The following is a 24210-nucleotide window of genomic DNA, read 5'->3' as shown; positions in this document are numbered from 1 at the left end:
AGGTAATATAGGAATTAATTTAAAGTAAACGGACGGATAGAGGTTCCAGTTGTTATGCAATTTTTTGGTAGATATTGTATTTTCTACTGACGACTCTGAATTTATTTTTAATCTCATGGTTTACTAAACTTTCTTTACTTCCTAAGCAAAGGAAGCCGAATGGGCACAAAGAATCATAAAACAGTTGAATGACACGGCGTTGCAATTCTAAACTAAAATATATGAGTACATTCCGACAGCTTATTAACTGGAATTCATTAAAAACATTATCCGTTGCTAAATTATGCGTAGAAAAAAGCAAGTTTTTCCTCAGTTCGTTGATCACGATTGCCATCCCATATTTTACCGTGTAATATTTTGAAAGCGAAATGTTGCTGGTGTACTGCTGGAAATTCTCCGAATAGGTTTTGATTTTTTGTAGTGGATAGATGCCTTTTTTGGCAATATCTATTACCGAGGTATTAATATCTGTGCCGTATATGAATGATCGTTCGTACAGGTTGTTTTCCGCTAAAAGGATAGCTAACGAATACACTTCTTCTCCGCTAGAGCAACCGGCGCTCCAGGCTTTAATACGTGGAAATGTACGTAAATAGGCCACGACAGATTGCTCCAATTCTTGATAAAAAAGCGGATCTCGAAACATTTCGGTCACATTAACCGTGATCTCGTGCATCAAATAGGTGGGGAAGTTTGATTTGTTAGTCAGCGCATTTTTTAAGCAGGTATAATCCATTCCGTTTAGTCCCATCACGCGTTCTACGCGGCGTTTTAATGAGGAACGGGTATATCCGGAAAGATCAAAACCCGATATATTCATCAAGAGCGTCACAAAATCCTCTAACTGCTCGAAAGTAATATGTTGTGGTAAATCTTCTTCTAACTTAACCATACCTGCATCAAAGCTATAAGCTGGCGCATATCTATCGGTTTACTCACATAATCGTTAGCGCCTAATTGAATAAGTTTTTCGTGATCGCCTTTCATCGCCTTTGCTGTTACCGCAATAATAGGGAGCTTGGCATTTTTTGGTTCGCTACGAATATGTTCTATAGCTTCATAACCATCCATCTCGGGCATCATTATATCCATCAACACGATATCAAAGTTCTCCTTCGCAGCCTCCATCGCCTCCAACGCTTCCCGCCCATTATTGGCAATTTCGATGATCAACTCATGCTCCTGCAATGCCGTCGTCAATGCAAATACGTTTCTCATATCGTCATCTACCAATAGTACCCGTTTGCCTTTAAGCGTATCCGCATCGGTAATTTTTGCTTTCTCAAAGCTTCTACTATGGTGGATAGGTTGATACTCAGAATCATTTAGCTTATTGAGAAACAGCCCAACCTCGTCTATGAGTCGACTATTTGAGGTACCATCTTTACGGATTAAGGCTTTTGTGTATTTACGAATACGATATGCTTGCTCTTCCGAAAGATCCTCCGCCGTATTGATGCAGACCGGAATATGTTTGAGGTTTTCGTCTGTTTTAATTTCTTCCAATAAATCCAAGCCATTGCCGTCGGGCAGACTTACATCCAAAATAACACAATCAATGTTTTCCTCTGTTCGTAATTTTTCGAGCGCCGTTTTTTTAGTAAATGCCTGTAGCAAATTGATGTTTTTTTCGGCGAAAGTATTCTTGATGAGATCGCTCATCACTTCTTGATCTTCGACTAAAAGTACTTTCTGCACGCCTTGATCAATATTGAGAATAATGTTGGAAAAGACTTTCTTGATATGTTCTTCCGACAAAGGTTTAGGCAAGAATCCGATAGCTCCGCGCTCTAAGATGTCTTTCTGGTTGTAGGTGGCCGACGACATCATGTGCACGGGAATAAATTTTGTGACCGGATCAGCCTTTAAGGTTTGTAACACCTCCCATCCATCGAATATAGGAAGCATAACATCCAAAATAATGGCATCTGGAAGGTGTTTTTTGGCCATCTCAATACCTTGTTCGCCATCGTATGCAATTTGCGTATCAAACATAAATTGTTCCGCGAAATCTTTAAGGATGTTGGCAAAGTTGAAGTCATCTTCTATGATTAAAATTGTCCTTGACTTTCCGGCATCCTTAGAAAGTTCTACGCTTAAGCTTTCCAAAGCTTTGGGGTTAGATGCTAAGACCTGACTTTCCAACACTTCCTGCGTACTGATTGTGCGAGGAGCGAGGTTTGTATAAGGGATCGAAAGTGTAAATCGGCTACCTTCATTGATCTGACTTTCCACATCTATTCGTCCTCCTAACAAGGTCGCGATTTCGCGGCTAATAGAAAGCCCTAATCCGGTACCGCCGTATTTGCGGTTCGTAGAACCATCTACTTGACGGAACGCTTCGAAAATAAGTTCAATTTTTTCCGCTGGAATACCTTTTCCATTATCTACAACCGAAAAATGAAGCTCTTTTTCATCATGCGACAACGCTAAAAGTACTTTCCCTCCAGCATTGGTAAATTTAAAAGCATTGGATAAAAAGTTTTTCAAAACCTGTTCCAGTCGATATTCGTCGGACACGAAATAATCTGGGAATGTTTCTTTAGAACTGCTAAAAGTAATATTCTTCGCTTGCGCCGTTTGTTTAAACAGATTCTCCAGCCTAAGTACTAAGCCGCTCGAATGTATATTGTCAGATAGCACCTCTACTTTGCCAGATTCTATTTTTGCTAGATCCAGCAGCTGGTTAATAAGCTCCAACAAGTCCGAGCCTGCGCCGTAAATGACCGAAGCATACTTACATTGCTCATCAGTAAGGTTTGCGGTTTTATTATCCTGTAGTATTTTGGCTAGTATTAGAATACTATTCAATGGCGTACGAAGTTCGTGGCTCATATTAGCCATAAATTCCGATTTGTATTCACTGGCCTGCTTTACTTCTTTGATTTTTAGCTCTACGTCTTTTTGAGCCTGCTTGAGTTCCAAGTTGCGATTTTCAAGTTCCGCGGCTTTGACATTTAGCTCGCGGTTAGACTGCGAAAGTTCTTCCTGCTGCACGCGAAGTTCCTCCTCAGAAGATTCAAGCATATTCGTTTTATGGACTAATTCCTCGTTGGTAATACGAAGTTCTTCCTGTTGAGCTTGTAACTCTTCCGTTTGCTTTTGGGTCATCTCCAAAAGCTTTTGCACTACCGCATGGTTTTTTCCAGATTTAATAGCTGCCGCTACGGTACGTGTTGCTCGAGATAAATATTCGGTGATTCGTTCTTTATTATCGTCATCAATCTTGCCGGCAAACTCAAGCAATCCGACGATCTCATGCTCATGTACGATGGGAACAAGCGCGATTTGCGGATTGATCCGATCAATAAAGGTGCTGTTTAAATGGATATATGCGTTTTCTTCTGGCTCATAGATTTTTTGCTTTTTGTCTTGGGCTGCCAAGCCAAGAATGCCTTGCCCTATTTTAAATTCATTGATGGTTTCCGTTGTGTCGAATCCTAAAATAGCTATTCTTTTAAACACGTCCGATTTCTCCGACTTTACATATATGGCTCCCGCATAGAAAGATTCCGTGAGAGATTGGGCAATACTATCTAAGGCTATATTCCCCACTTTTTCGATTTCATCAATCCCTATCAGATCATCGTAAATATTATTCGTTCTTTGCAAAATCCAATTAATCGTTTCGAAGCGCTCATTAGCCACGCTTAGCTCCGCTCTGGATTTTTTCTCCCGAACAGAATAAACACGCATTCCTTCACTTACATTAAATGTGGCATATAATACATACAAAATCGCCAACAAAGCGATAATGCCTAAGGGGAGAACAATCCTAAATGCATTATTCAGGGCATGCTTCTCTTGTTCAATTCGTTGTTTTTTCAGTTGAAAAACTGTTGCGATCACCTCATCGCATGTGTTGTGGATGTGTTGCTCTTCTGAAGCCATCGCAATAGCCCTTTCCTCTATACTTTTATCGGTATTCGCTGTTTGCAGGGAATCGATATTTGTGACATCAGCCAGAAGTTTACGTAAACGGGAAATTTCAGGAAGGTTTTTGTCGAAGAATGGATTTATTTCTTCAAAATTGGATAGGTAGTCGTGCGCACTTTGTGCGTGCGCATTGATTTGAGAGAGCTGTCTAGATGATCCGTATATTAAAAAATCAGATTTAATCTTATAAATTTTAAGTAATTGATTTTCAAAACTACTTAACTCTTCTGATTTGCTTCGGAATGATTCGGAGAATTCAAAAGTGTTGTTTGCGTAATCATTTTGTTTGGAAAGATAATAGAAAAAAGCACCTATTAGAATGCTGTAAGCTATAATTACACCAGCCAAAAACTGGGTCTTGAGTAAGTGGTGTTTTTTCATAAGATGCTTTGGTAGTCGTCAGTCAACGCAAAATCAAAGATGGATAAAATGATTTAGATGTTGAAATATTTTAACGAATCATTCAGCATATTTTTATATCTTTAGGAGAATAACAATTAATCTAAATATGGGATCTGAAATACAAATCGTTTTAATTATTGTCGGCGCTGTTGTTGCCTTGTTTTTATTGCTTTATCTTCTACCTGTAAATCTGTGGTTTACAGCTCAGTTGTCTAACGTGAAGATCAGTTTGCTAAACTTGGTACTGATGCGTTTGCGTAAAGTTTCACCAGCATTGGTTACCAATGCCATGATTACTTCTACGAAAGCTGGTCTACGCATTTCTACGAACGAAATTGAAACGCATTATTTGGCGGGCGGAAATGTAAATAAGGTGATCAAAGCTTTAATTTCTGCTGATAAAGCCAATATTCCGCTGGATTTCAAATTAGCTACAGCAATCGATTTGGCTGGACGTGATGTGTTTGATGCAGTTCAACTTTCTGTAAATCCAAATGTTATAAATACGCCACCAGTAGCAGCCGTTGCCAAGGATGGAATTCAGTTGATCGCAAAAGCACGTGTCACCGTTCGTGCAAATATCAACCAGTTAGTAGGTGGTGCTGGTGAGGAAACGATATTGGCTCGCGTAGGCGAAGGTATTGTAACTACAATTGGTTCATCTATTGATCATAAACATGTTTTGGAAAATCCAGATCGTATTTCGAAAACTGTTCTTTCAAAAGGATTGGATTCAGGTACGGCGTTTGAAATCTTATCCATTGATATTGCGGACATTGATATCGGTGAGAACGTAGGTGCGAAGCTTCAAACGGATCAAGCTGAAGCCGACTTGAAAGTGGCAAATGCGCGTGCGGAGGAACGTCGTGCAATGGCAGTTGCGAACGAACAAGAGATGCGCGCGAAAGCACAAGAGGCGAAAGCTAAAGTAATCGAAGCGGAAGCGCAAGTACCCATGGCACTAGCAGAAGCATTCCGTAATGGAAACTTAGGGATTATGGATTATTATAAAATGCAAAACATTCAAGCCGATACGGATATGCGTACGTCGATCGCAAAGCCAAACGATCAGGGCAAAAAATAATTTATTACACGAAGTGCATCTTATGAAAAAGACTTTCCGATTGGAAGGTCTTTTTTTTTGCGACAAATGTTCCATTGGAATAATCATCCAAAAGTTTATCTCTATTTTTGGCAGCATATGATTTTGAGGGAATTTCAACGGATCAAAGTAGTGGTGCTGGATGTAGACGGTGTGCTGACGGACGGACGAGTTTTGGTAACCGAAAGCGGTGAGCAACTTCGGATGTTCCACGTGCGCGATGGCTACGCGATGCAGGAAGCCATTAAGACAGGGATACAAATTTGGGTGATCAGCGGAGGTCAATCTATCGGTGTAGAGAAGCGATTGCGTGGTTTAGGGATTGAATGCATTTTTCTTGGTGTTGCCGATAAGAAGAGCCTGTTGCAAGAATTAATACGGAATTTCGATGTGGATGCAGGTGAAGTATTGTATGTCGGGGACGATATGCCTGATTTGGATGCCATGCAGTTGGTGGGATTGCCTGCTTGCCCAAGCGATGCTGCGGAAGAAATCAAAGCAATTAGTCGGTATATGTCGCCGGCGAAAGGCGGAGCCGGAGCGGTACGCGATATTTTAGAGAAAGTACTGAAAATTCAAGGCAAATGGCCAAGCACAATTAATTCGAAAAGTATTTAATAATCGATATGACAATTATAGATAAGCTAAAAGATATTCCTATCATATTGGGGTCTCAATCCCCACGTCGACAAGAATTATTGCAACGTTTGGATCTGGACTTTACTATAGAAGTTCCGGAAACGGATGAGCATATTGATACGTCCCTCAGTCCGGAAGAAATCGTTAAAGCCATTGCTGCGGTAAAATTGGGCGTGTTTTCTTCAGATACATACGCAGATAAATTGGTTATTGTCGCAGACACTTTGGTGGCGGATGAACACGGTAAAATGTTGGGTAAACCTGCCGATCGCGAAGAAGCGAAAAGTGTGCTCCAAAGACTTTCCGGTAAAGAGCATGCCGTGTACACCGGCGTTACTTTGGCTTACCAAGGACGCGTTCGTCAGTTTGTAGAACGCACTGCCGTGTGGTTTGTCGATCTGGAACAATCGGAAATTGATTACTACGTGGAGAATTATAATCCACTAGATAAAGCGGGCTCTTATGGTATTCAAGAATGGATCGGACGGATCGCTGTAGCGCGAATTGATGGATCTTATGAGAATGTGATGGGATTGCCCACAGCTCGATTGTATCAGGAATTGAAGCAATTCTTAGTAGATTAAATCTTAGAAATTTTAAGCAGTGCGCATTTGCAATAGCTCACTCCAACTGTTTAAAAAAGCGAAGCGATGGTTTTTTGATATTTAAAACCATCGCTTCGTCGTTATCTATATTTCGAAACTATTTGATGTGATAGCGAATTCCGGTATAAAACATTCTACCGGTCAACGGTCCCCACAACATGTTGGTGTCGAAGTTTTCTCCGAAAGGTTGATCGAAAGCTAAGATGGGATCTTTTTGGAAGAAGTTCGTTAGGTTTTCACCACCAACATATACATCGAAATTTTTGTTTTTGCCAAAAGTCTTCGAAATCTGTGCGTTCATCGTTACATAAGCCTCGGAACGATTAGCTAACTGATATTGTTGAGGATTGCCAGTGGTTGGTGGAATACGTTTCGGGCCGACTACGTTCAGTGTATAGTCAAACGACCAGCCAGCGTGCGTATTGTAAGCCAAGTTCATAAATCCACGATGCTTGGCGATAAGTGGTTTCGTCATACGCCCGGTTTGATAATCAGTCTGAACGTCCAAATAACGATATGCTAAACGCGCTTCCACATGTTGCGCAGGCATGAATCTGAATTCGGTTTGCAGACTATTCGAAAAGGATTTGCCATCCAAGTTGTAAAAGCCAACTTCGCGCGGATTTTCCCAATCGATCACAACTTGATTTTGGAAGCTATTATGAAATATTTCCGCAGAAACACCTGCTTCACGACCGAATAATTGAAAATCCTGATCAATGCTGAATCCGGTATTCCAAGAGACTTCTGGACGCAATCCATAAGCTCCTGCGCCATTAGCAATCCCTTCTAAATTCGTAATGCTTCGGCTTGAGGCGAAAATCCCCAGATTTTCGGCAAAGATGTTCGCTGTGCGTTGCCCACGACCAGAACTTAAACGCAACGTTGTATTCGTCGCTGGCTGATAACGAACAACGCCACGCGGCGTAGTGAACCAACCATAAAGATTATTATGGTCTTGGCGCAATCCTAAAACAACATCTAAATTTTCTGCTGGGCTGTATGTGTATTCTCCAAAAACGCCCGCAACTCGTTCCTGCCTGCCCATGTTGTAGTTGATGTCGGTAGCGGTGTAGCGAAGATCTTCACGGTATTTATCGTATTGCAAAGAAGCGCCAACTTTATATTTGTGGGCTTCGCTGCCAATTACATCCTGAAAGATCAAGTTCGCGTAACCCGACGAATGCTCGTTGTTGTACCCTGTTAAACCGAAGAAACTTTCTTGATCGTAATTGCTTCCTGATAATTGTAATCCAATGCTTCGGTGTAGGTTGGTGGGAAATACATAACCTACCTTAGCAAAACCTTCGATACGTTTATTTGTAAAACCTAAACCATATATATTTGTGGTAAACTGATCCGTGCTTTTCTCAAAATCCGTTTGACCGCCAACGCGACTATCATTAAGGTATTTCACACCGAATTGAACAATGACGCCGTTATCGTTTTGATAATGCCAGCGGTTTACCCCAGTGAATAAATTTCCAACCGGAATATCACGAAACCCATTATTGCTGAAGTTCATGTGGCGGTTGTACATAAAGTTGTCGTGCAATAGAAAACCTACAGACCATTTGTCGTTGATCTGTTGAGATACATTGAGGTTCACATCTGTACGTCCCATGTTATTTGCATACGCATTAAAATACAATCGATCGGTATTATTTGGCTTTTTCAATTCTACGTTGATTTGTCCAGCCATGTTCTCGAAACCATTAACCACCGAACCAATTCCTTTGCTGATATTGATGGACTCAATCCAGCTTCCTGAAATGCTATTTAAACCTAAAGGAATCGCAAATCCGCGAGGTCCCGGTAAACCTTCTACCGTCAGTTGTGTGTAAATTCCTGCTAAGCCTAACATCTGAATTTGTTTACTTCCAGTTACGGCATCGCTGCTCACTACGTCTACGGATGCATTCGTCTCAAAACTTTCACTCAAGTCGCAGCACGCCGCCTTAAACAGCTCACGCGCTGTCAACGTTTCAACGCGCGTTGCCTTCATGCGAGAAATATAGTTCGATTTTTGTCTGCGAGAAACCACTACTTCTCTAAGTACATTGTTTTTCGCTTGTACAACCAGTACTTCGTGTAGGTTTTTAACTTCAATGGTATCGGCTTGCATCGCGGTGTGCTCCACGATAATGTTTTTGTAGCCTTTCACATGTGTGATTTTGAAAATGCCGTCCTTATCAGATTGCACTTTATTATGGGGAGCTTCTGCCCAATAAACGGTAGCGCCCTCTATCGGTTTTAGGCTGCCATTCTCATTTTCATTCACGACGACACCGCGTAACTCATGGTCGTGGTCATGGTCGTGTCCGCTATCGTTTTTGTGATCTGCATGACCTTTATGATCATTTCCTACATGTGCATGATCGTCATGATCTTCTTCTCCCATGCGGTCGTATAAGCAACAAGTATGTAAAGCTTCATAGACTTCGTCGGGTGCGCGAAACTCATCCGTATCATGGCCAGCTGCTGCGATAGCTTGTTTTATTTTCGTAAGTGAAGTCTTTTTCGAGTCGAAGGTTACTTCTGCGGTACCCGTATTCGGATCCCAAACGATTTCTTTTGCTCCGGCATCTTTCCCAGCCTTTTCAATGCGTTTTTTGCACATTCCGCAATTTCCTGCTACTTCAAATTTGGTAGTCGATTGATCTTGCGCGTAAGCAATTTGTAATGCCGATAATAGTACGGCGATATAGATATAAAGAATTTTTTTCATGTGATTTCTAGTGTATAGTAAAACAATGCTGCCTATGTGAAGGCAGATTTATGTTGATCTATACAGAAATCAAATACGGAAGTTGCAATGCAATAAGTATGGATCGGGGTAGGTGCTTAATGATCCAATATCTAAAATGGCAGAAAAGCTCTGTGTAGGTTCCTCGAACCAATTTTGGTAAAATAAAATAATCCAAGGGATTACAATTTCAGCTGGCGATAATACGTTGAAAGCTTTTAAAAATCCAGAAACGACTTGCTCGTCGCTATTTTTTAATTGCACTTGAACGTCGGTGCAACAATTGCTTTTATGATCGCAGGATTCTTGGTTGGACGAGCAATCTTTACTGTGTTGATGATGACGTTCTTCTTTGGCACAAAATGCACAAGAACGATGCGATGTTTCATTTTCAGATAAGGAAACGCGCGCATTCTGTCCACAAGTATGGTAATATACCGTTGCTCCCGTACTCGTCAGGGTGTATATCATCAATAGAAATATGGACAAAATTCTGATCATCAACTACAAATGTCAATATTAAATAGGAAAATCGCAAATTGTACTCTTTGCGATTTTCCGGAAAGGTTGGATGAACTACCTTGTTTTCAACAAAGCTTCGGTTACATCTTGAATAATATCGGCTTGATCCTCCAAGCCCACAGATAATCGGATTGACCCCGGTTTGATACCCAGATTCAATCGCTCTTCTTCTGATAATTTAGAGTGTGTTGTCGAGGCTGGATGCGTTACGATAGAACGATTATCGCCTAAATTTGATGTGCAAAGAATCATTTCCAACTGATCAATAAAATTTTTAACGCGTTCAAACCCACCTTTTACGACAAAAGTCACAATGCCGCCACCAGCTTTCATTTGTTTCTTAGCTAATTCATATTGCGGATGTGACGGAAGAAATGGATATTTTACCTCTTCAATTTCTGGGTTTTGTTCCAAAGCTTCTGCCAAAGCTAATGCGTTCGAGCAATGGCGATCCATGCGCAAACCTAATGTATCCAAACTTTTGGAAATTACCCAAGCATTGAACGGTGACATCGAAGGTCCGGTGTGACGAATGAAAAACATCATCGTATTAATCAATTCTTGCTTTCCAACAGCTACGCCGCCAAGCACACGCCCTTGCCCATCCATGTATTTCGTGGCAGAATGGATCGATAAATCGAAACCATATTGCAAGGGCTTTTGTAGATATGGTGTTGCAAAGCAATTGTCAATCATAAATAGAATATGCGGATATTTCTTTTTCAATGATCCTAACCATTCTAAATCGACCAATTCTAGACCCGGATTAGATGGCGACTCCAAGAAAATGATCTTCGTATTTTCTTGAATCGCTTCTTCCCATTGCTCGGGATGTACAGCATCAACATAAGTGGTAGTCACGCCCCAACGTGGAAACAATTGCGTAAATAGCTGGTGTGTTGATCCGAATATGGCACGGCAGGAAACGATATGATCGCCGCTATGGATGAAGGCTGCAAAGGATGCAAATACTGCTGCCATACCCGATGAAAATGATAGTCCAGCTTCAGCATCTTCCATAATGCACACTTTGCTGATAAATTCATCAGTATTTGGGTTGGAATACCGCGAATAAACCATTCCTTCCTCTTCTTCGGCGAAAATGGCGCGGCCTTGCTCGGCACTATCGAAAATGAAGCTAGAAGTTAAATATAATGGTACAGAATGTTCTCGTTTATCCGAACGAGGAACCTGTTTTCTGATGATTTTCGATTCGTCTTTTTGCATACACGGCAAATGTACATAAATGTACTATTCATTTCCAACCGATAAACAACTTTTGTAATCAATAGTGATTTCTGCCAGAATGTGTTAAGAAATGCGAGACGCGATATTTCGTTGCGGTTTATTTTTTACCTTTGTGTGGTTGAATTATAATTTACGCACATGAAGATTTGGAGTCGATTGGTTCTTTTAGCTTTGGCCACTACCTCTATGGTGGGCTGTTTACGAGATGATGATGAACCTACGTTACCCAGTCGACCGATAAGTAGGTTGTACATCTCCACATCGGAATATCAACCAACAAATAACACACAAGGTTTAGAGAATGTGTATTTGGTTGAACCTGCAGATGCGGAATTGTTCGATACAATATCAAGACGTTTTCGTACTAATGCATTAGGTGGTTCAGCGGTAGTTTACAGTCCTGAAGCACAACTTTTATTTCAATCCGGTCAAAATGTTCGGGCCGTAGATAATTCCATTCAGGTTTACAGCGTTGACACGTTGCGAGGTTCACTAGCACAGCGAGGCGTGATAACCTCCGAATTGCTGACGGCAGTTCGTTCGCTGGTTTATCATCCAAATCGTGATTTATTGTTTGCGCCGAACTCTGCAGCAGCGCCTACCGGCACAATACCCACAATTAGCCCAACTTCGGTTATGGCACAAGTGGGTGCTACGCAATCCGACTTGTATGTGTATCGTCGTCCGAGTTCCAAAAATGGAATCAGCTTGCCTACATACCGAATCCCTTTTACTAATAGGACGGTCTATGCACTATTTGTTCACGACCTCAGTATTCGGCCGGAAGAAACTAGAAATCGCACGTATGTTTCTACGTACAATTCTTCTTCGACAGATATCTTGGTTTACAACGAATTAACTGAAAAGTTGGTCAATAGTCCAGATTCCGTCCGAAGAGATATCAACCCAGACTTTACTTTATCTGTTCCAACTGCTAGAAATTTAACGAGCATGGCCTATTCTCCGACGTTGGATCTGATGGTAGCGACGGAAGCTCCTGTTGGTTCACCTGGGCGTATTCTTTTCTTCAATGAGTTTTCGAAACACACTGGTGACAGTCAAATAGCTCCGGATCGCGTAATTTCAGGCGGACAAAGTCAATTGGGATCTCCGTCGAGTGTTTCCATCGATAAGCGAGAAGGGGCGCAATACATTTATGTTGCTAATGCGTCAGTAGATATCTCTGGAGCTGTCTCGGGTGTGCTACGTTTCAACATTAACGATGAAGGAGGTGTTGCTCCCAACGCTGTGTTGCAAATCGCTGGACGTACACCGGTTGGTGTTTCATTGGATGCACGTGGAACAATTCCCGAAGATGGAGGCGGTTCCGATACCACGCGAGCTACAGTACGTCGTCGATAGTAACTCTTGCAGCAATAGTTGAGCGAGCTGCCCTCAAAAAAACGTTTATTGTATTAAGTTCATCAATAGCTCAATATCGTTTCTTTTCACATGATTATCCACGTGTTCATATGCGGAAATTAGATTTCGCAACACGCGTTTAATCACGGATGTGTTGTCGCAAGGCATCGTGTATTCTTCCGAAAGCGGTAGGTTTAACTGCCGCAAAAAGCCGTAAATATCTTCTTCGCTCATAATCTGTCCTCTGTTGAACACATTGATATAGAACAAAACTTTTTGTGGCGATTGTTCATCCATGTAAGCCAATACAAAATGCTTCGGTAAATTCACTCCGTAAATAGGTAAATCCAGTTTTTGTGCAACTAAAGCGTAAATGCATGCTAAGGAAATCGGATTTCCCTTTTTGGTTTCCAGTACCTGATTGATGAATGAATTCTGGGGATCGTGGTAATTGGCTGTGTTGCCGGAAAGGCCAAACTCGCGGAAAATGATGTTGTTAAGTAATTTGACTTTTTCAATGGCGCTCATATCGTACATCAGACCCCTCCAAACCGTACTTCGAAGTTCAGCCAGTTGATAGTAAACCTGATCTTCATTCATGTTCGGATATTGATAGCGATTGATTATCATCAAACCATCCAACAGATCCGATGAATTATGTAACTGCCAAAGCTGGAGATCGTTTTTTACCTGATCAAACTGTATTTTGTGGATGATATTTTCAATGCGCGATTGCGCTAAGGGATTGAAAGATTCCTCCCAAGATTCTTCTAAAAAAGGAATTACATCTGGCCCGCAGGTAATCAGCGTATGTTCGATTTGCTGGAAGATATCCTGATCCGGATCGTCCAACAAGGATACAAGTGCTTGATATTCGTTGTTGGTCATACGTGGAATGTTTTATTTTATGCTATTTCGGAGAAACCAATTTAAAGCCAACCCCATATACATTTTCAATTTTAACGCTGCTCGATTTTGATAATACCTTTCGAAGTCGAGATATGAACACATCTAAACTGCGTCCTAAAAAATAATCGTTGTCACCCCAAATGTGGAGCAGAATTTCTTCGCGTTTCACAATCTGATTTCTTTGTTGATACAGGTATGTGAAAAGTTCCATTTCGCGAAGCGTAAGACTGGTGCTGAAATGGTCACCTATAGATATAGAGAGCAATTTTAAGTCCACTTTTACGTCATCCATCTGTATTTCATCTGAAGAGGAAGCAACTGGAGTATCCGAATAGCGTAGCTGCCGATTAACAAAATTACGCACGCGAAGCACTAACTCATCCACGTCGAACGGTTTGGTAATGTAGTCGAACGCCCCTAATTCCAATCCGCGAATGCGATCCTCCTTTAAATTTCTTGCCGTCAAAAATAGGAAATGAGCATGTTCGTTGATGTGATTGATTTCCTTCGCTAGCGCAAATCCATCCATATCGGGCAACTGGATATCAATAATGACAATATCGTAGGCCTCCTGATTGTATGCTTTCAGCGCAGACGATCCATCCAAACACCAATTCATCTCAAACCCAACCAACTCCAGATACTGTTTGGTAACATTTCCTAAGTCGGATTCATCCTCCACATATAGAATGCGCGTTTTCATACAGCTATATTACGAATTTTTAGGGATATCGATGATAAATGTACTACCCAAACCAATAACGCTTTCCACATCGATAGACCAGCCATGCGCCTGAACGCACTGACGAACGTAATAAAGTCCTAACCCCAATCCGCTTCCGCTTTTCTCCATTGAACGGTAAAATTTTTGAAATATCAGTTTTATTTCTTTGTCGTGTATGCCCTCCCCATTGTCCGAAATCCGAATTCGCCACGTATAATGTTGTTCCATTAATTCAACCTTAACCTTTTTGTCAGATTTCTTATTGTATTTGATGGCATTTTCTAATAGATTGGATACCATCGTAGTGAAGAAAAATGGATTCATTGTGGCAACAGCATCTTGCTGCAGAGTGGATTGGAAAGAAATGTCAATCGCGGAGTCGTTACTTTTTATTTGATAGTCGGCTACAATATCGTGTAAGATCTGAGATAAACTTGTGTTTTCCTTTTTTAAGGCATAACCGCTCATCGATGTGATATCCAAAACTTGCGCAAAAAGCCGCTGCAACCGTGCAGATTGGCGTTGGATTACATCTGTTAATGCTTCCATGCCTTTGTTTTCTTTTACCAGTTGTTGCGATTTTAAGGTTTTGTTGGCTACCTGTATCGTCGCGATTGGTGTGTTAAACTCATGCGTAATACTGTTTACAAAGTCCGATTTCATGTCGGCCAAACGTTTTTGACGAATCCAATTTCTATAGGTAGCGAGGTAAATAATGATAATGGTAACCATCGCGAAAATACCCAATAGAAACACAGGGGCGACGAGTTGGAGCAGGGCTAAAGTTCGATTTTTTCGATCGGCAAATAAGGCAAAAGATACTTGATAACTGTAATCTTCTGCGCTGCTCACATTAATCTCGGAGATGGCGTTGTGCGGTCGAAGTTTTTTCAATGTTCCGCCAATGCGGAAGCCATTCATACCGAACGTGGTACTCTGATCGCCTTTCGTGATCGGCGCTGGCGTATAAATATCAACTTTCCGATCATCCGTCAGGAAAACCCGAATGCGATTTACATTCAGTGCATATTCCCAATCATCACCAAGTTGGAAGTTGCGGATAATTTGATGAAATACACTGTCCATGGTGTTGTGCTTTCGAAGATCACGCTGAATATCGTGCAGAATTTTTTCCGCAGTTTGCTGTAATGCTTCCTCATCATTTAGTTGCAAACTATCTAATAAGTTTAGCTTAGTGTTAATGTTTTCGTCGAAAATCCGCTGTCCGCCAGGATAAAGCTTGTCGTTACGGATAGCATTGTAATACGATTCTTTAATGAGAAGTTTTTCGGTGGTTTGGTACTGTTGGTCGTTAAGGACAAATGTATTATACGTCAGATACACCAATAAGCTAATGAGTATGATAAAGCTCAATACAGCGGCAATTTTGTATATGAAATTGATAGAAGTAAGTTTCATGTGTACAGCGATCTATTCTTAATGCACTCAACGATATATGTCCTCAAGATACGGAAAAGCACTAGTCAAGCGTTGTAGATTTACTTTTTGTTAACAATTTGTTGGGGTTTCGTTAACAGCGATATTATTGAATTCCAAGTACTTTTATTTGTTAAGATGGCTTTTAGCCAGCATTTTTTATACATTTATAACGACTCCAATGTTAAACTTTTCAATCCTTAAAGCTGCTTTTAAGGCTTTCGCTGTGGCTTTGCTTTTAGCAGCATCTTCGCCGTTTTCGGCTTCGGCTCAAGAACCGCAAACCATTACAAAAAAAGGTTATACGCTGCATTTTCATGCGCAGAATCCCACTTTCGATGCAAAACAACAGCAGCGATTGCAAGATGTATTCTTCACGAACTATCCCAAATTGGTTAAAGATTTCAATAAAGAATCTTTGAAAGAAGTGACTATCACAATCGATACCGCTTATGATGGTGTCGCTTACGCACACAATGGTCAAATCGTGATTAGTCAAGCTTGGATGGAGAAAATGCCAGAAGATATCGACGTGGTCACACACGAAGTGATGCATATTGTGCAAGCTTATCCTTCCAACAGCGGACCGGGATGGTTAGTGGAAGGTATTGCGGATTATGTGCGCTACAAATATGGCGTAAACAATAAAGCGGGAAATTGGAACTTGCCAGAGCTGAAGCCAGATCATCACTACAAGAACAGCTACCGCATTTCCGCGCGTTTCTTGGATTGGATTGAAACGAACAAGAAAAAAGGAACGGTGAAAGCTCTTGATGTTGCGATGCGCAATAAAACATATACACCGGAAATCTGGACATCACTGACCGGATCGGATTTGGATACGCTGTGGGCTGCCTACGTTGCCGCTAATAATAAAGCATAGAACAATTTTTTAGTTATATTCGAAATATGAACCTTCGTTATTTAATTTGTTCCCTATCGTTACTTTGTTCGATCGGAACACTTTCTGCCCAAAAAATTGACCAAGTAGAAAGACCTGAAGAATGGGTAAACACCTTAATGGGAACCGATTCAAAAGTATCCATGTCCAATGGAAATACCTATCCTGCGATCGCTGTGCCTTGGGGCATGAACTTCTGGAGTCCACAAACCGGAAAAATGGGCGATGGCTGGATGTACACCTATTCATCCGACAAATTGCGTGGTTTTAAACAAACGCATCAACCTTCTCCGTGGATGAACGACTACGGTCAATTTTCTATCATGCCGGGTAGCGGAACACCGGAAATAGATCAAGATAAACGCGCTAGTTGGTTTTCGCACAAATCGGAAACCGCAAAGCCCTATTACTACAGCGTTTATTTAGCGGATGCAGATGTTACCACGGAGATTACGCCGACGGAGCGCGCTGCGGTATTCCGTTTTACCTTTCCGGAAGGCGATAGCTCTTTCGTAGCAATCGACGCATTCGATCGCGGATCGGAAGTGAAATTTATTCCGGAAGAAAACAAGATTGTTGGTTATTCCAGTCGTTATAGCCGTGGCAAATACGAGAATTTCAAAAACTACTTTGTTATTTACTTCGATAAGGATGTAACGTTCACGAAAATTTGGAAAGATAGCGTTTACCAAGCTGCGACTGAAAATGCTGCTGCCGGAAATCATACGGGTGCAATCGTCGGTTTCAAAACTAAACGAGGCGAACAAGTCAACATGCGCGTAGCATCTTCTTTCATAAGCTACGAACAGGCTGAACTAAACCTAAGTCGTGAAGTCGGTGCTAAATCGTTTGCTAACGTGCACGATGAAGCAAAAGATGCTTGGAATAAAACTTTAAGCCGCGTTAAAGTGGGCGGTGGAACTTTTGAGCAGTTAAAAACATTTTATTCTTGTCTTTACCGTACGGTGTTGTTCCCGAACAAATTGTACGAATTGGATAAAAACAATGAGCCCGTGCACTGGAGTCCATACAACGGTAAAATCTTACCTGGGCGCATGTTTGCCGGTACTGGATTTTGGGATACATTCCGTGCATTATATCCATTCTTGAACTTGGTATATCCAGAAATCAATGTGGAAATGCAAGAAGGTTTGGCCAACGCGTATAAAGAAGGCGGTTGGTTGCCAGAATGGAGCAGTCCAGGTTATGCAAACATCATGGTTGGAAACAACTCTGCTTCTGTGGTATCAGATGCACACATAAAAGGTTTGCGCGGATACGATATTGAAACATTGTACGAAGCGTTGCTTAATGGTGCGAACAACGAAGGTCCGATGACTGCTGTTGGTCGTGCTGGTGCACCATATTACTTGGAGTTGGGTTATGTGCCTTACGATGTTGGAATCAATGAAAATGCGGCAAGAACGTTGGAATATGCATACGACGATTTTGCGATTTATCAATTGGCAAAAGCATTGAAAAAGCCGAAAAAAGAAATCGAATTATACAAAAAACGCAGTTTGAACTACCGCCATTTATTTGATCCTTCCACAGGATTGATGCGCGGCAAGAACAAAGATGGTTCTTTCCAAAAACCATTTAGCCCATTCACTTGGGGTGATGCGTTTACCGAAGGAAACAGCTGGCACTATAGCTGGTCCGTTTTCCACGATATTGAAGGTTTAGCGCGCTTAATGGGCGGTCATCAAGCATTTACCACGAAATTGGATTCTGTATTTTCATTACCTCCGGTATTCGACGAAAGTTACTACGGTGGCGTGATTCACGAAATTCGTGAAATGCAGGTAGCGAATATGGGACAATATGCACACGGAAATCAGCCAATTCAGCACATGGTGTATTTATACAACTACGCTGGCGAACCTTGGAAAACACAATATTGGGCACGCGAAACGATGGATCGCATGTACACGCCATATCCAGACGGATACTGCGGTGACGAGGATAATGGACAAACGTCTGCTTGGTATGTATTCTCTGCGTTAGGATTCTATCCAGTATGTCCAGCCGTAAACGAGTATGTTTTCGGTGCGCCATTATTCGAAAAAGCTGAAATTACTTTAGCGAACGGTAAAACAGTTTCCATTCAAGCGGATGCGAACAGCGCAGAAAACAAATATGTGCAGCAGCTTAGTGTAGATGGAAAAGCGCATGGGAAAAACTTCATCACACACGAACAGCTTCAAAAAGGTTCGAAAATCGACTTTACGATGGGAGCACAACCGAATAAGCAACGTGGTACGCAAGCTGCCGACTTCCCTTATTCGTTGTCTTTAGAAATGGAAGGAAAATATAAATAATGATAAACAGAATGAGCAGCTTAGGAAAAGCAGCGATATGTTTGCTTGGGATGATGCACGTTTGTGGAGCATCCCAAGCTCAAGATAAGCGATTGGTCGACTATGTCGATCCAATGATTGGTACGGCGAAGATGGGGCATACCTATCCTGGCCCTACTGTTCCTTTTGGCTCCGTGCAATTGAGTCCAGATACCGATACGATTCCGTATGCCGTAAACGGTCGTTATAATGGCGACGTGTATAAATATTGTGCAGGTTACCAATACAGCGATGCAACGATCGTTGGATTTAGCCACACGCATTTTAGTGGAACGGGACATTCGGATTTAGGAGATTTTCTATTGATGCCGACCAGCGGAGATTTAAAATTGAATCCTGGAACAGCCGATAAACCGGGAAGTGGTTATCGATCAGCCTTCAATCATGACAATGAGGAAGCCGAAGCGAATTACTACAAGGTGAAATTAGATGCGAATGATATCACGGCGGAACTTACAACGAGTTCGCGCGTTGGGCATCATAAATACACGTTTTCGAAAGCTGGAGAAAGCCATATTATCTTCGATTTGATGCACGGCATCTATAACTACGATGATAAAAATGTATGGACTGTTGTGCGCGTTTTGGATGATCATACCGTGGTTGGTTACCGCCAAACTCACGGGTGGGCACGCACGCGTGTTGTTCATTTCGCGATGAAATTCTCAAAACCTTTTAAAAACTACGGGACGAAGAATTTCGAAAAAGAACAGGTTTACAAAGGCTTTTGGCGTAAGTTCGACCAAACGGATAACTTCCCGGATATTGCCGGAAAGAAAATTCGCATGCACTTCGATTTTGATGTCGCAGCTAATGAAGATGTCCAAGTGAAATTGGCTATTTCTCCGGTAAGTATGGATAATGCTTTGGCGAATATGGAAGCAGAAGTTCCGCATTGGGATTTCGAACGTACCAAACGCGAAGGACAAGATTTGTGGGAGAAAGAATTGGGTCGCATTCAGGCAACTTTACCTACTAAATCGGATTACGTAAACTTCTACACCGCGATGTATCACGCGGCATTGATGCCGACGGAATACATGGACGTAAATGGACAATATCGGGGCTTAGATCATCAGGTGCATCAAGCAGATGGTTTCACGAACTATTCTTCGTTCTCCCTTTGGGATACATTCCGCGCATTTCATCCTTACCTGAATTTGGTCAATCCAAAGCGGAATTCGGATATGGTGGAATCCATGTTAGCACATTACGATCAAAGCACATTGAAAATGTTGCCGATCTGGTCACATTACGGAAACGATAATTGGTGTATGAGCGGTTACCACGCAGTTTCTGTTATCACGGATGCGATATTGAAAGGTGTTTATAAAGGCGATGCAAATAAAGCGTTAGATGCATGTATCGCGACAGCAAACTACCGTCGCTACGAAGGAATTGGTGAATATATCGATCTAGGTTTTGTTCCTGATGAAGCGAATGGAACTTCGGTTTCTAACACGTTGGAATATGCGTACGATGATTGGTGCATCGCGCAATTGGCAAAACACTTGAATAGGGAAGAAGATTACCAAGTATTCTCGAAACGCGCAGAAAACTGGCGCAATATGTTTGATCCATCAATCGGATTTATGCGTCCGAAAAGTGCGGAAGGTAAATTCCGTGAGAAATTCGATGTGTTGGAAACACATGGTCAAGGTTTTATCGAAGGAAATACGTGGAATTACAGCTTGTATGTACCGCATAATCCGGAAGGTTTGATGGAACAATTGGGTGGTAAAAAGAAATTGGCTACCTATTTGGATTCGCTATTCACTATGTATTTGCCGGATGAGTTTTTTGCGCAAACCGAAGATATTACGCGTGAAGGAATTATCGGAAACTATGTGCATGGAAATGAACCATCGCATCATGTTGCTTACCTGTATCAGATGGTAGGCGAAGGTTGGAAGTCACAAGAATGGATTCGCAAGATTTTGAAAGACCAATATCATAATGGTTCAGACGGATTAGGCGGAAATGATGATTGTGGACAAATGAGCGCTTGGTATCTGTTTTCAAGCATGGGATTCTATCCGATAGCGCCGGGATCGGACGATTATTGGTTAGGTAGTCCGCTTGTACAATCAGCATCTATAAAATTGGAAAATGGTAAAACATTCGAAGTGGAAGCCACAAACCAAAGCGATAAAAACGTTTACGTGCAAGAAGTTCGTTTGAATGGAAAGCCGTTGAAAGGTTACATTTTAAAACATGCCGACATCATTAATGGTGGAAAGCTTCAGTTTAAAATGGGATCAAAACCGAATAAGAAAGCATAAGCTTTCGGTTGAAAAAAAGCAAAAAGCCAGCGATCTGTTTATCTGATCGCTGGCTTTTTGCTTTTTAGTTCTACGGAAATTCGTTTATTATTTCCCGTTAGCCGATACGCGAAGCGGAAAAATATCACACAAACAGATATTTACAGATTTTCATAAATGCTCGACTTAACAACTTAAAAACTTAACATCTTCACGCCTCAACAATATATCAACCTTATCCACAACCTCAACTTTATCAACTCAAAACCAAAAAACCTCTTATCCAGCTTTTACCTGCCCATCCAATAAGTTGATAATTCGGTTTCCATATTCTGCGTTTTTCTCGGAATGCGTAACTTGAATGATCGTAACGCCTTCTTCATTAAGTTGTTTAAATAATTTCATCACCTCTTCTCCTTGTTGAGAATTCAGGTTTCCGGTAGGTTCGTCGGCCAGAATTAGCGACGGCGATCCAGCCAACGCGCGTGCAATACCTACGATTTGTTGCTGTCCACCGGACAATTGATTCGGAAACAAATCCTTTTTACCGACTATCCCAAACCGGTCTAACATATCGGCGACAATAGCTTTACGCTCCGAACCGGAAATATTTTTATAGATCAACGGCGTTTCGATGTTTTCATAAACTGTCAATTCATCGATTAAATGATAGGATTGGAATACAAATCCGACACGAGATTGAAATAATTCTGCGCGCTTTTTATTTTTAAGGGAGTACACATCTTCCTCCAAGAAATGATAACTTCCTTCGTCGGGCATATCCAAATTACCGAGAATATGCAGTAGGGTGGATTTTCCTGAACCGGATGGTCCCATAATGGAAATAAATTCGCCCTCCTCAATACGTAAATTGATATCTTTCAATACGAATGTTCTGGCTCCGCCGACATTGTACCACTTGAATATATTTTTAAGTTCGATCATGTATGCAATAATATGTTAGATGTATTCGGCAGTTTCAAGGATATTGCCAAGCTGGTAAGTATTTGGTTATTAATGTTTAATTCTTTTATTAAACAAAAAGCTGTTCGAAACTGAACAGTGGATTGTCCAATTTCGAACAGCATGTAAACTATTAAAAAATCATAGATTATTTTAATGGATGACTGACGCCTTCGAAAGTCATTTTGACCGGCTTAATAAGTCCATGTTCATCAAAATGCAATTCTTCCACACAGGTAACGCGGTCGTGTGCACTCGTTTTACCTAATGGACGACGATGGTATACGATGAAGTATTTGTCTTCATTGGGCGTTTTAATTACCGAGTGGTGTCCTGCGCCAGTAGCGATAGCCGGATCCTGTTCCAGAATGGTGTTCACACGTTTGAAAGGACCAAATGGAGAATCTGCAATAGCATACGCCACTTTGTAATCTGGACCAGTCCAACCTCCTTCCGACCACATAAAGTAATATTTACCATCTTTGATAAACATAAACGGTCCTTCCACATAATTTTCTGGCGTTACTTCTTTATAATAGCTACCGTCGTCGAAAGGTAATAAGCCCGTGAAATCTGGTTTTAATTTCACCATATTACAATGTTTCCAGCCACCGTAATACATATAATAAGTGCCGTCTTTATCCTTGAAAACAAACTGGTCAATAGGCTGCGCACCATTAACATTCTCTTGGATTAGTGGTTTGCCTAGCAAGTCTTTGTACGGACCTTCTGGTTTGTCGGCGACAGCCACGCCGATGCCTCCCGTTTCGCCCGGGTGCACATCATTTGCACCGAAGAATATGTAGTATTTTCCATCTTTTTCCAATACAGCCGGTGCCCACATCGCTTTGTTTGCCCATTTTACCTCGTTGTTGTCCAAGATTCGAGGGTGCTTCTCCCAGTTTACCAAGTCCTTGGATGAGAATGCATCGAAGAAGATCTGCTCTTCGTATGGCGCAGAGTACGTAGGAAAGATCCAGTACGTGTTATTGTATACAATCCCTTCAGGATCGGCGTAATTGCCGGGGAAAACAGGGTTTTGTTGCGCTACTGCATAGGAACTGGATCCCAGCAAACCTGCAGCCAACAACGTGATTATTTTGTTCATGCTTTTTCGATTTAGCGTTTATATTTTCATGGTATCGAGTTTCTAATATAGTATTTTTTGTTCGATTGGAAGTTGTTGTTGGGGAAGTATTTTTGATGGATAGCGTTGTGGAAGCGTACAATTCTCGTGTTGATTTATTATCATATGGCAAGGTTTGTAAATAGCTGAGTTGGTATCTTTACGTATCAAGTTATTAAACTATGGATATCACTTTCTTATTAATCGCCATACTGGCTTTATTCCTCTTTTCTTATGAAATAAAAGATGCGAAATCCATTATGCTACTGGCTATTTGGAGTTCTATTGTCGCTTTTCTTGGTCTAAAAGGCGTATTTGTAGAAAAGCCTCATTTCTTGGCGATCGTCCTTGTAGGTACAACTTTGATTTGTTTAACCATTATTCAGTTGCTGAAGAATAGACGTTTTAATATAAAGACATTGTTATTGATACACATACTTAGGATACCTGTTGAGTTTATACTTTACAAGTTGTTTATTTCCAATCAACTGCCAATCATTATGACCTTCCGAGGTTATAATTTTGATATTTTAATTGGCTTGTGTGCACTACTAATTTTAATTGGATTGAAATTTTTTGATCAATCGAAGCTCAAAAGCATAATTAGAATTTGGTCTGTTTTCGGAATGATATCGTTGTCCTCAGTGTTACTGATGGGGATTTTGTCGTCGCCAATTCCTATACAACAATTCGCTTTTGATCAACCTAATGTTGCGGTTCTCTATTTTCCTTTTGTATTATTACCGACTCTGCTTGTCCCAATCGTTTTTATGTCACACATTTTTATTTAGCGAATGATGTCGTCATCACGAAGCAATCTCGCTAGATGACAGCTAGCTAAAATGTGCCGTTGCAGATCGCTTTACCACTCGTGCCTCGGCGTCGCGATGACGATCTTTTCGTCCTTGCAAGGAAATTACGAAACAATCTCACGATAAATAACTCGCTAAAATATGAAATGCTAGAT

At 41.3% G+C, this 24210-nt stretch carries 18 protein-coding genes; 8 read left to right on the top strand and 10 right to left on the bottom strand.

Annotation, left to right across the window (positions count from 1 at the left end):
* Positions 1–52 precede the first annotated feature (52 nt).
* Both ACFSQ3_RS15375 and ACFSQ3_RS15370 read right to left on the bottom strand, forming a co-directional pair.
* On the bottom strand, positions 53–892 hold the full coding sequence (locus tag ACFSQ3_RS15375) for a CheR family methyltransferase (protein WP_380870461.1): 840 nt from the start codon (positions 890–892) through the stop codon (positions 53–55).
* On the bottom strand, positions 880–4317 hold the full coding sequence (locus ACFSQ3_RS15370; RefSeq protein ID WP_380870460.1) for a response regulator: 3438 nt from the start codon (positions 4315–4317) through the stop codon (positions 880–882). The genes ACFSQ3_RS15375 and ACFSQ3_RS15370 overlap by 13 nt, the downstream gene beginning before the upstream one ends.
* A 127-nt stretch (positions 4318–4444) precedes the next feature.
* On the opposite strand from ACFSQ3_RS15370, the gene floA reads away from it, so the two are divergent.
* From floA to ACFSQ3_RS15355, 3 genes are all read left to right on the top strand, one after another.
* A complete protein-coding gene (gene floA / locus ACFSQ3_RS15365; RefSeq protein ID WP_380870459.1) occupies positions 4445–5422 on the top strand; it encodes a flotillin-like protein FloA in 978 nt (325 codons plus the stop codon).
* A 117-nt stretch (positions 5423–5539) separates the two neighbouring features.
* Complete coding sequence (locus ACFSQ3_RS15360; protein ID WP_380870458.1) at positions 5540–6058, top strand: KdsC family phosphatase; 519 nt, start codon at positions 5540–5542, stop codon at positions 6056–6058.
* Positions 6059–6066: 8 nt separating this feature from the next.
* A complete protein-coding gene (locus ACFSQ3_RS15355; protein ID WP_380870457.1) occupies positions 6067–6663 on the top strand; it encodes a Maf family protein in 597 nt (198 codons plus the stop codon).
* A 118-nt stretch (positions 6664–6781) separates the two neighbouring features.
* On the opposite strand, the gene ACFSQ3_RS15350 is transcribed toward ACFSQ3_RS15355, so the two are convergent.
* The 3 genes from ACFSQ3_RS15350 to ACFSQ3_RS15340 all read right to left on the bottom strand — a co-directional run bounded on the left by ACFSQ3_RS15350 (position 6782) and on the right by ACFSQ3_RS15340 (position 11179).
* Positions 6782–9412, bottom strand: a complete 2631-nt coding sequence (locus ACFSQ3_RS15350; protein ID WP_380870456.1) for a TonB-dependent receptor domain-containing protein — start codon at positions 9410–9412, stop codon at positions 6782–6784.
* 69 nt (positions 9413–9481) lie between these two features.
* Positions 9482–9931, bottom strand: a complete 450-nt coding sequence (locus tag ACFSQ3_RS15345; protein ID WP_380870455.1) for a hypothetical protein — start codon at positions 9929–9931, stop codon at positions 9482–9484.
* A gap of 75 nt (positions 9932–10006) precedes the next feature.
* The gene (locus ACFSQ3_RS15340; protein ID WP_380870454.1) at positions 10007–11179 is read right to left on the bottom strand and encodes a trans-sulfuration enzyme family protein; all 1173 of its coding nucleotides are present in this window, start codon (positions 11177–11179) and stop codon (positions 10007–10009) included.
* 159 nt (positions 11180–11338) lie between these two features.
* Here ACFSQ3_RS15340 and ACFSQ3_RS15335 point away from each other — a divergent pair, with 159 nt between their 5' ends.
* Positions 11339–12562 carry a hypothetical protein gene (locus tag ACFSQ3_RS15335; protein ID WP_380870453.1) on the top strand — a complete coding sequence of 408 codons (1224 nt, stop codon included), beginning with the start codon at positions 11339–11341 and terminating at the stop codon, positions 12560–12562.
* Between the two features lie 45 nt (positions 12563–12607).
* Here the strand turns inward: ACFSQ3_RS15335 and ACFSQ3_RS15330 are convergent, their stop codons facing one another.
* Genes ACFSQ3_RS15330 through ACFSQ3_RS15320 form a run of 3 tightly spaced genes read right to left on the bottom strand, consistent with a single transcriptional unit; the run spans position 12608 to position 15614 of the window.
* Entirely contained in the window at positions 12608–13450 is an 843-nt protein-coding gene (locus ACFSQ3_RS15330; protein WP_380870452.1) for a transglutaminase-like domain-containing protein, read from the bottom strand.
* A gap of 22 nt (positions 13451–13472) precedes the next feature.
* The gene (locus tag ACFSQ3_RS15325) at positions 13473–14174 is read right to left on the bottom strand and encodes a response regulator transcription factor (RefSeq protein ID WP_380870451.1); all 702 of its coding nucleotides are present in this window, start codon (positions 14172–14174) and stop codon (positions 13473–13475) included.
* A gap of 9 nt (positions 14175–14183) precedes the next feature.
* A complete protein-coding gene (locus ACFSQ3_RS15320) occupies positions 14184–15614 on the bottom strand; it encodes a sensor histidine kinase (RefSeq protein WP_380870450.1) in 1431 nt (476 codons plus the stop codon).
* Between the two features lie 199 nt (positions 15615–15813).
* On the opposite strand from ACFSQ3_RS15320, the gene ACFSQ3_RS15315 reads away from it, so the two are divergent.
* Genes ACFSQ3_RS15315 through ACFSQ3_RS15305 form a run of 3 tightly spaced genes read left to right on the top strand, consistent with a single transcriptional unit; the run spans position 15814 to position 21175 of the window.
* Entirely contained in the window at positions 15814–16515 is a 702-nt protein-coding gene (locus ACFSQ3_RS15315; RefSeq protein WP_380870449.1) for a basic secretory protein-like protein, read from the top strand.
* A 26-nt stretch (positions 16516–16541) separates the two neighbouring features.
* Positions 16542–18854: a GH92 family glycosyl hydrolase gene (locus tag ACFSQ3_RS15310; RefSeq protein WP_380870448.1), complete on the top strand. Its 2313-nt coding sequence runs from the start codon at positions 16542–16544 to the stop codon at positions 18852–18854.
* An 11-nt stretch (positions 18855–18865) separates the two neighbouring features.
* Positions 18866–21175, top strand: a complete 2310-nt coding sequence (locus tag ACFSQ3_RS15305) for a GH92 family glycosyl hydrolase (RefSeq protein ID WP_380870447.1) — start codon at positions 18866–18868, stop codon at positions 21173–21175.
* A 258-nt stretch (positions 21176–21433) separates the two neighbouring features.
* Here the strand turns inward: ACFSQ3_RS15305 and ACFSQ3_RS15300 are convergent, their stop codons facing one another.
* Together ACFSQ3_RS15300 and ACFSQ3_RS15295 are read right to left on the bottom strand one after the other, a co-directional pair.
* Positions 21434–22099: an ABC transporter ATP-binding protein gene (locus ACFSQ3_RS15300; RefSeq protein WP_380870446.1), complete on the bottom strand. Its 666-nt coding sequence runs from the start codon at positions 22097–22099 to the stop codon at positions 21434–21436.
* A gap of 166 nt (positions 22100–22265) precedes the next feature.
* A complete protein-coding gene (locus tag ACFSQ3_RS15295; protein WP_380870445.1) occupies positions 22266–23225 on the bottom strand; it encodes a glycoside hydrolase family 43 protein in 960 nt (319 codons plus the stop codon).
* A 200-nt stretch (positions 23226–23425) separates the two neighbouring features.
* Here ACFSQ3_RS15295 and ACFSQ3_RS15290 point away from each other — a divergent pair, with 200 nt between their 5' ends.
* On the top strand, positions 23426–24034 hold the full coding sequence (locus tag ACFSQ3_RS15290) for a hypothetical protein (RefSeq protein ID WP_380870444.1): 609 nt from the start codon (positions 23426–23428) through the stop codon (positions 24032–24034).
* Positions 24035–24210 lie beyond the last annotated feature (176 nt).

The sequence above is a fragment of the Sphingobacterium corticis genome (genome assembly GCF_042684745.1).
Classification (GTDB): Bacteria; Bacteroidota; Bacteroidia; order Sphingobacteriales; family Sphingobacteriaceae; genus Sphingobacterium; species Sphingobacterium corticis.
This window is presented reverse-complemented; position numbering and strand designations above follow the sequence as displayed.

What these genes read in the sequence shown, in the direction of transcription:
- ACFSQ3_RS15355 (WP_380870457.1), top strand. Translation starts at nt 6,067, where the DNA reads ATGACAATTATAGATAAGCTAAAAGATATTCCTATCATATTGGGGTCT.
- ACFSQ3_RS15360 (WP_380870458.1), top strand. Translation starts at nt 5,540, where the DNA reads ATGATTTTGAGGGAATTTCAACGGATCAAAGTAGTGGTGCTGGATGTA.
- ACFSQ3_RS15350 (WP_380870456.1), bottom strand. Translation starts at nt 9,412, where the DNA reads ATGAAAAAAATTCTTTATATCTATATCGCCGTACTATTATCGGCATTA.
- ACFSQ3_RS15290 (WP_380870444.1), top strand. Translation starts at nt 23,426, where the DNA reads ATGGATATCACTTTCTTATTAATCGCCATACTGGCTTTATTCCTCTTT.
- ACFSQ3_RS15295 (WP_380870445.1), bottom strand. Translation starts at nt 23,225, where the DNA reads ATGAACAAAATAATCACGTTGTTGGCTGCAGGTTTGCTGGGATCCAGT.
- ACFSQ3_RS15315 (WP_380870449.1), top strand. Translation starts at nt 15,814, where the DNA reads ATGTTAAACTTTTCAATCCTTAAAGCTGCTTTTAAGGCTTTCGCTGTG.
- ACFSQ3_RS15325 (WP_380870451.1), bottom strand. Translation starts at nt 14,174, where the DNA reads ATGAAAACGCGCATTCTATATGTGGAGGATGAATCCGACTTAGGAAAT.
- ACFSQ3_RS15340 (WP_380870454.1), bottom strand. Translation starts at nt 11,179, where the DNA reads ATGCAAAAAGACGAATCGAAAATCATCAGAAAACAGGTTCCTCGTTCG.
- ACFSQ3_RS15370 (WP_380870460.1), bottom strand. Translation starts at nt 4,317, where the DNA reads ATGAAAAAACACCACTTACTCAAGACCCAGTTTTTGGCTGGTGTAATT.
- ACFSQ3_RS15310 (WP_380870448.1), top strand. Translation starts at nt 16,542, where the DNA reads ATGAACCTTCGTTATTTAATTTGTTCCCTATCGTTACTTTGTTCGATC.
- ACFSQ3_RS15375 (WP_380870461.1), bottom strand. Translation starts at nt 892, where the DNA reads ATGGTTAAGTTAGAAGAAGATTTACCACAACATATTACTTTCGAGCAG.
- ACFSQ3_RS15335 (WP_380870453.1), top strand. Translation starts at nt 11,339, where the DNA reads ATGAAGATTTGGAGTCGATTGGTTCTTTTAGCTTTGGCCACTACCTCT.
- ACFSQ3_RS15320 (WP_380870450.1), bottom strand. Translation starts at nt 15,614, where the DNA reads ATGAAACTTACTTCTATCAATTTCATATACAAAATTGCCGCTGTATTG.
- floA (WP_380870459.1), top strand. Translation starts at nt 4,445, where the DNA reads ATGGGATCTGAAATACAAATCGTTTTAATTATTGTCGGCGCTGTTGTT.
- ACFSQ3_RS15330 (WP_380870452.1), bottom strand. Translation starts at nt 13,450, where the DNA reads ATGACCAACAACGAATATCAAGCACTTGTATCCTTGTTGGACGATCCG.
- ACFSQ3_RS15305 (WP_380870447.1), top strand. Translation starts at nt 18,866, where the DNA reads ATGAGCAGCTTAGGAAAAGCAGCGATATGTTTGCTTGGGATGATGCAC.
- ACFSQ3_RS15345 (WP_380870455.1), bottom strand. Translation starts at nt 9,931, where the DNA reads ATGATCAGAATTTTGTCCATATTTCTATTGATGATATACACCCTGACG.
- ACFSQ3_RS15300 (WP_380870446.1), bottom strand. Translation starts at nt 22,099, where the DNA reads ATGATCGAACTTAAAAATATATTCAAGTGGTACAATGTCGGCGGAGCC.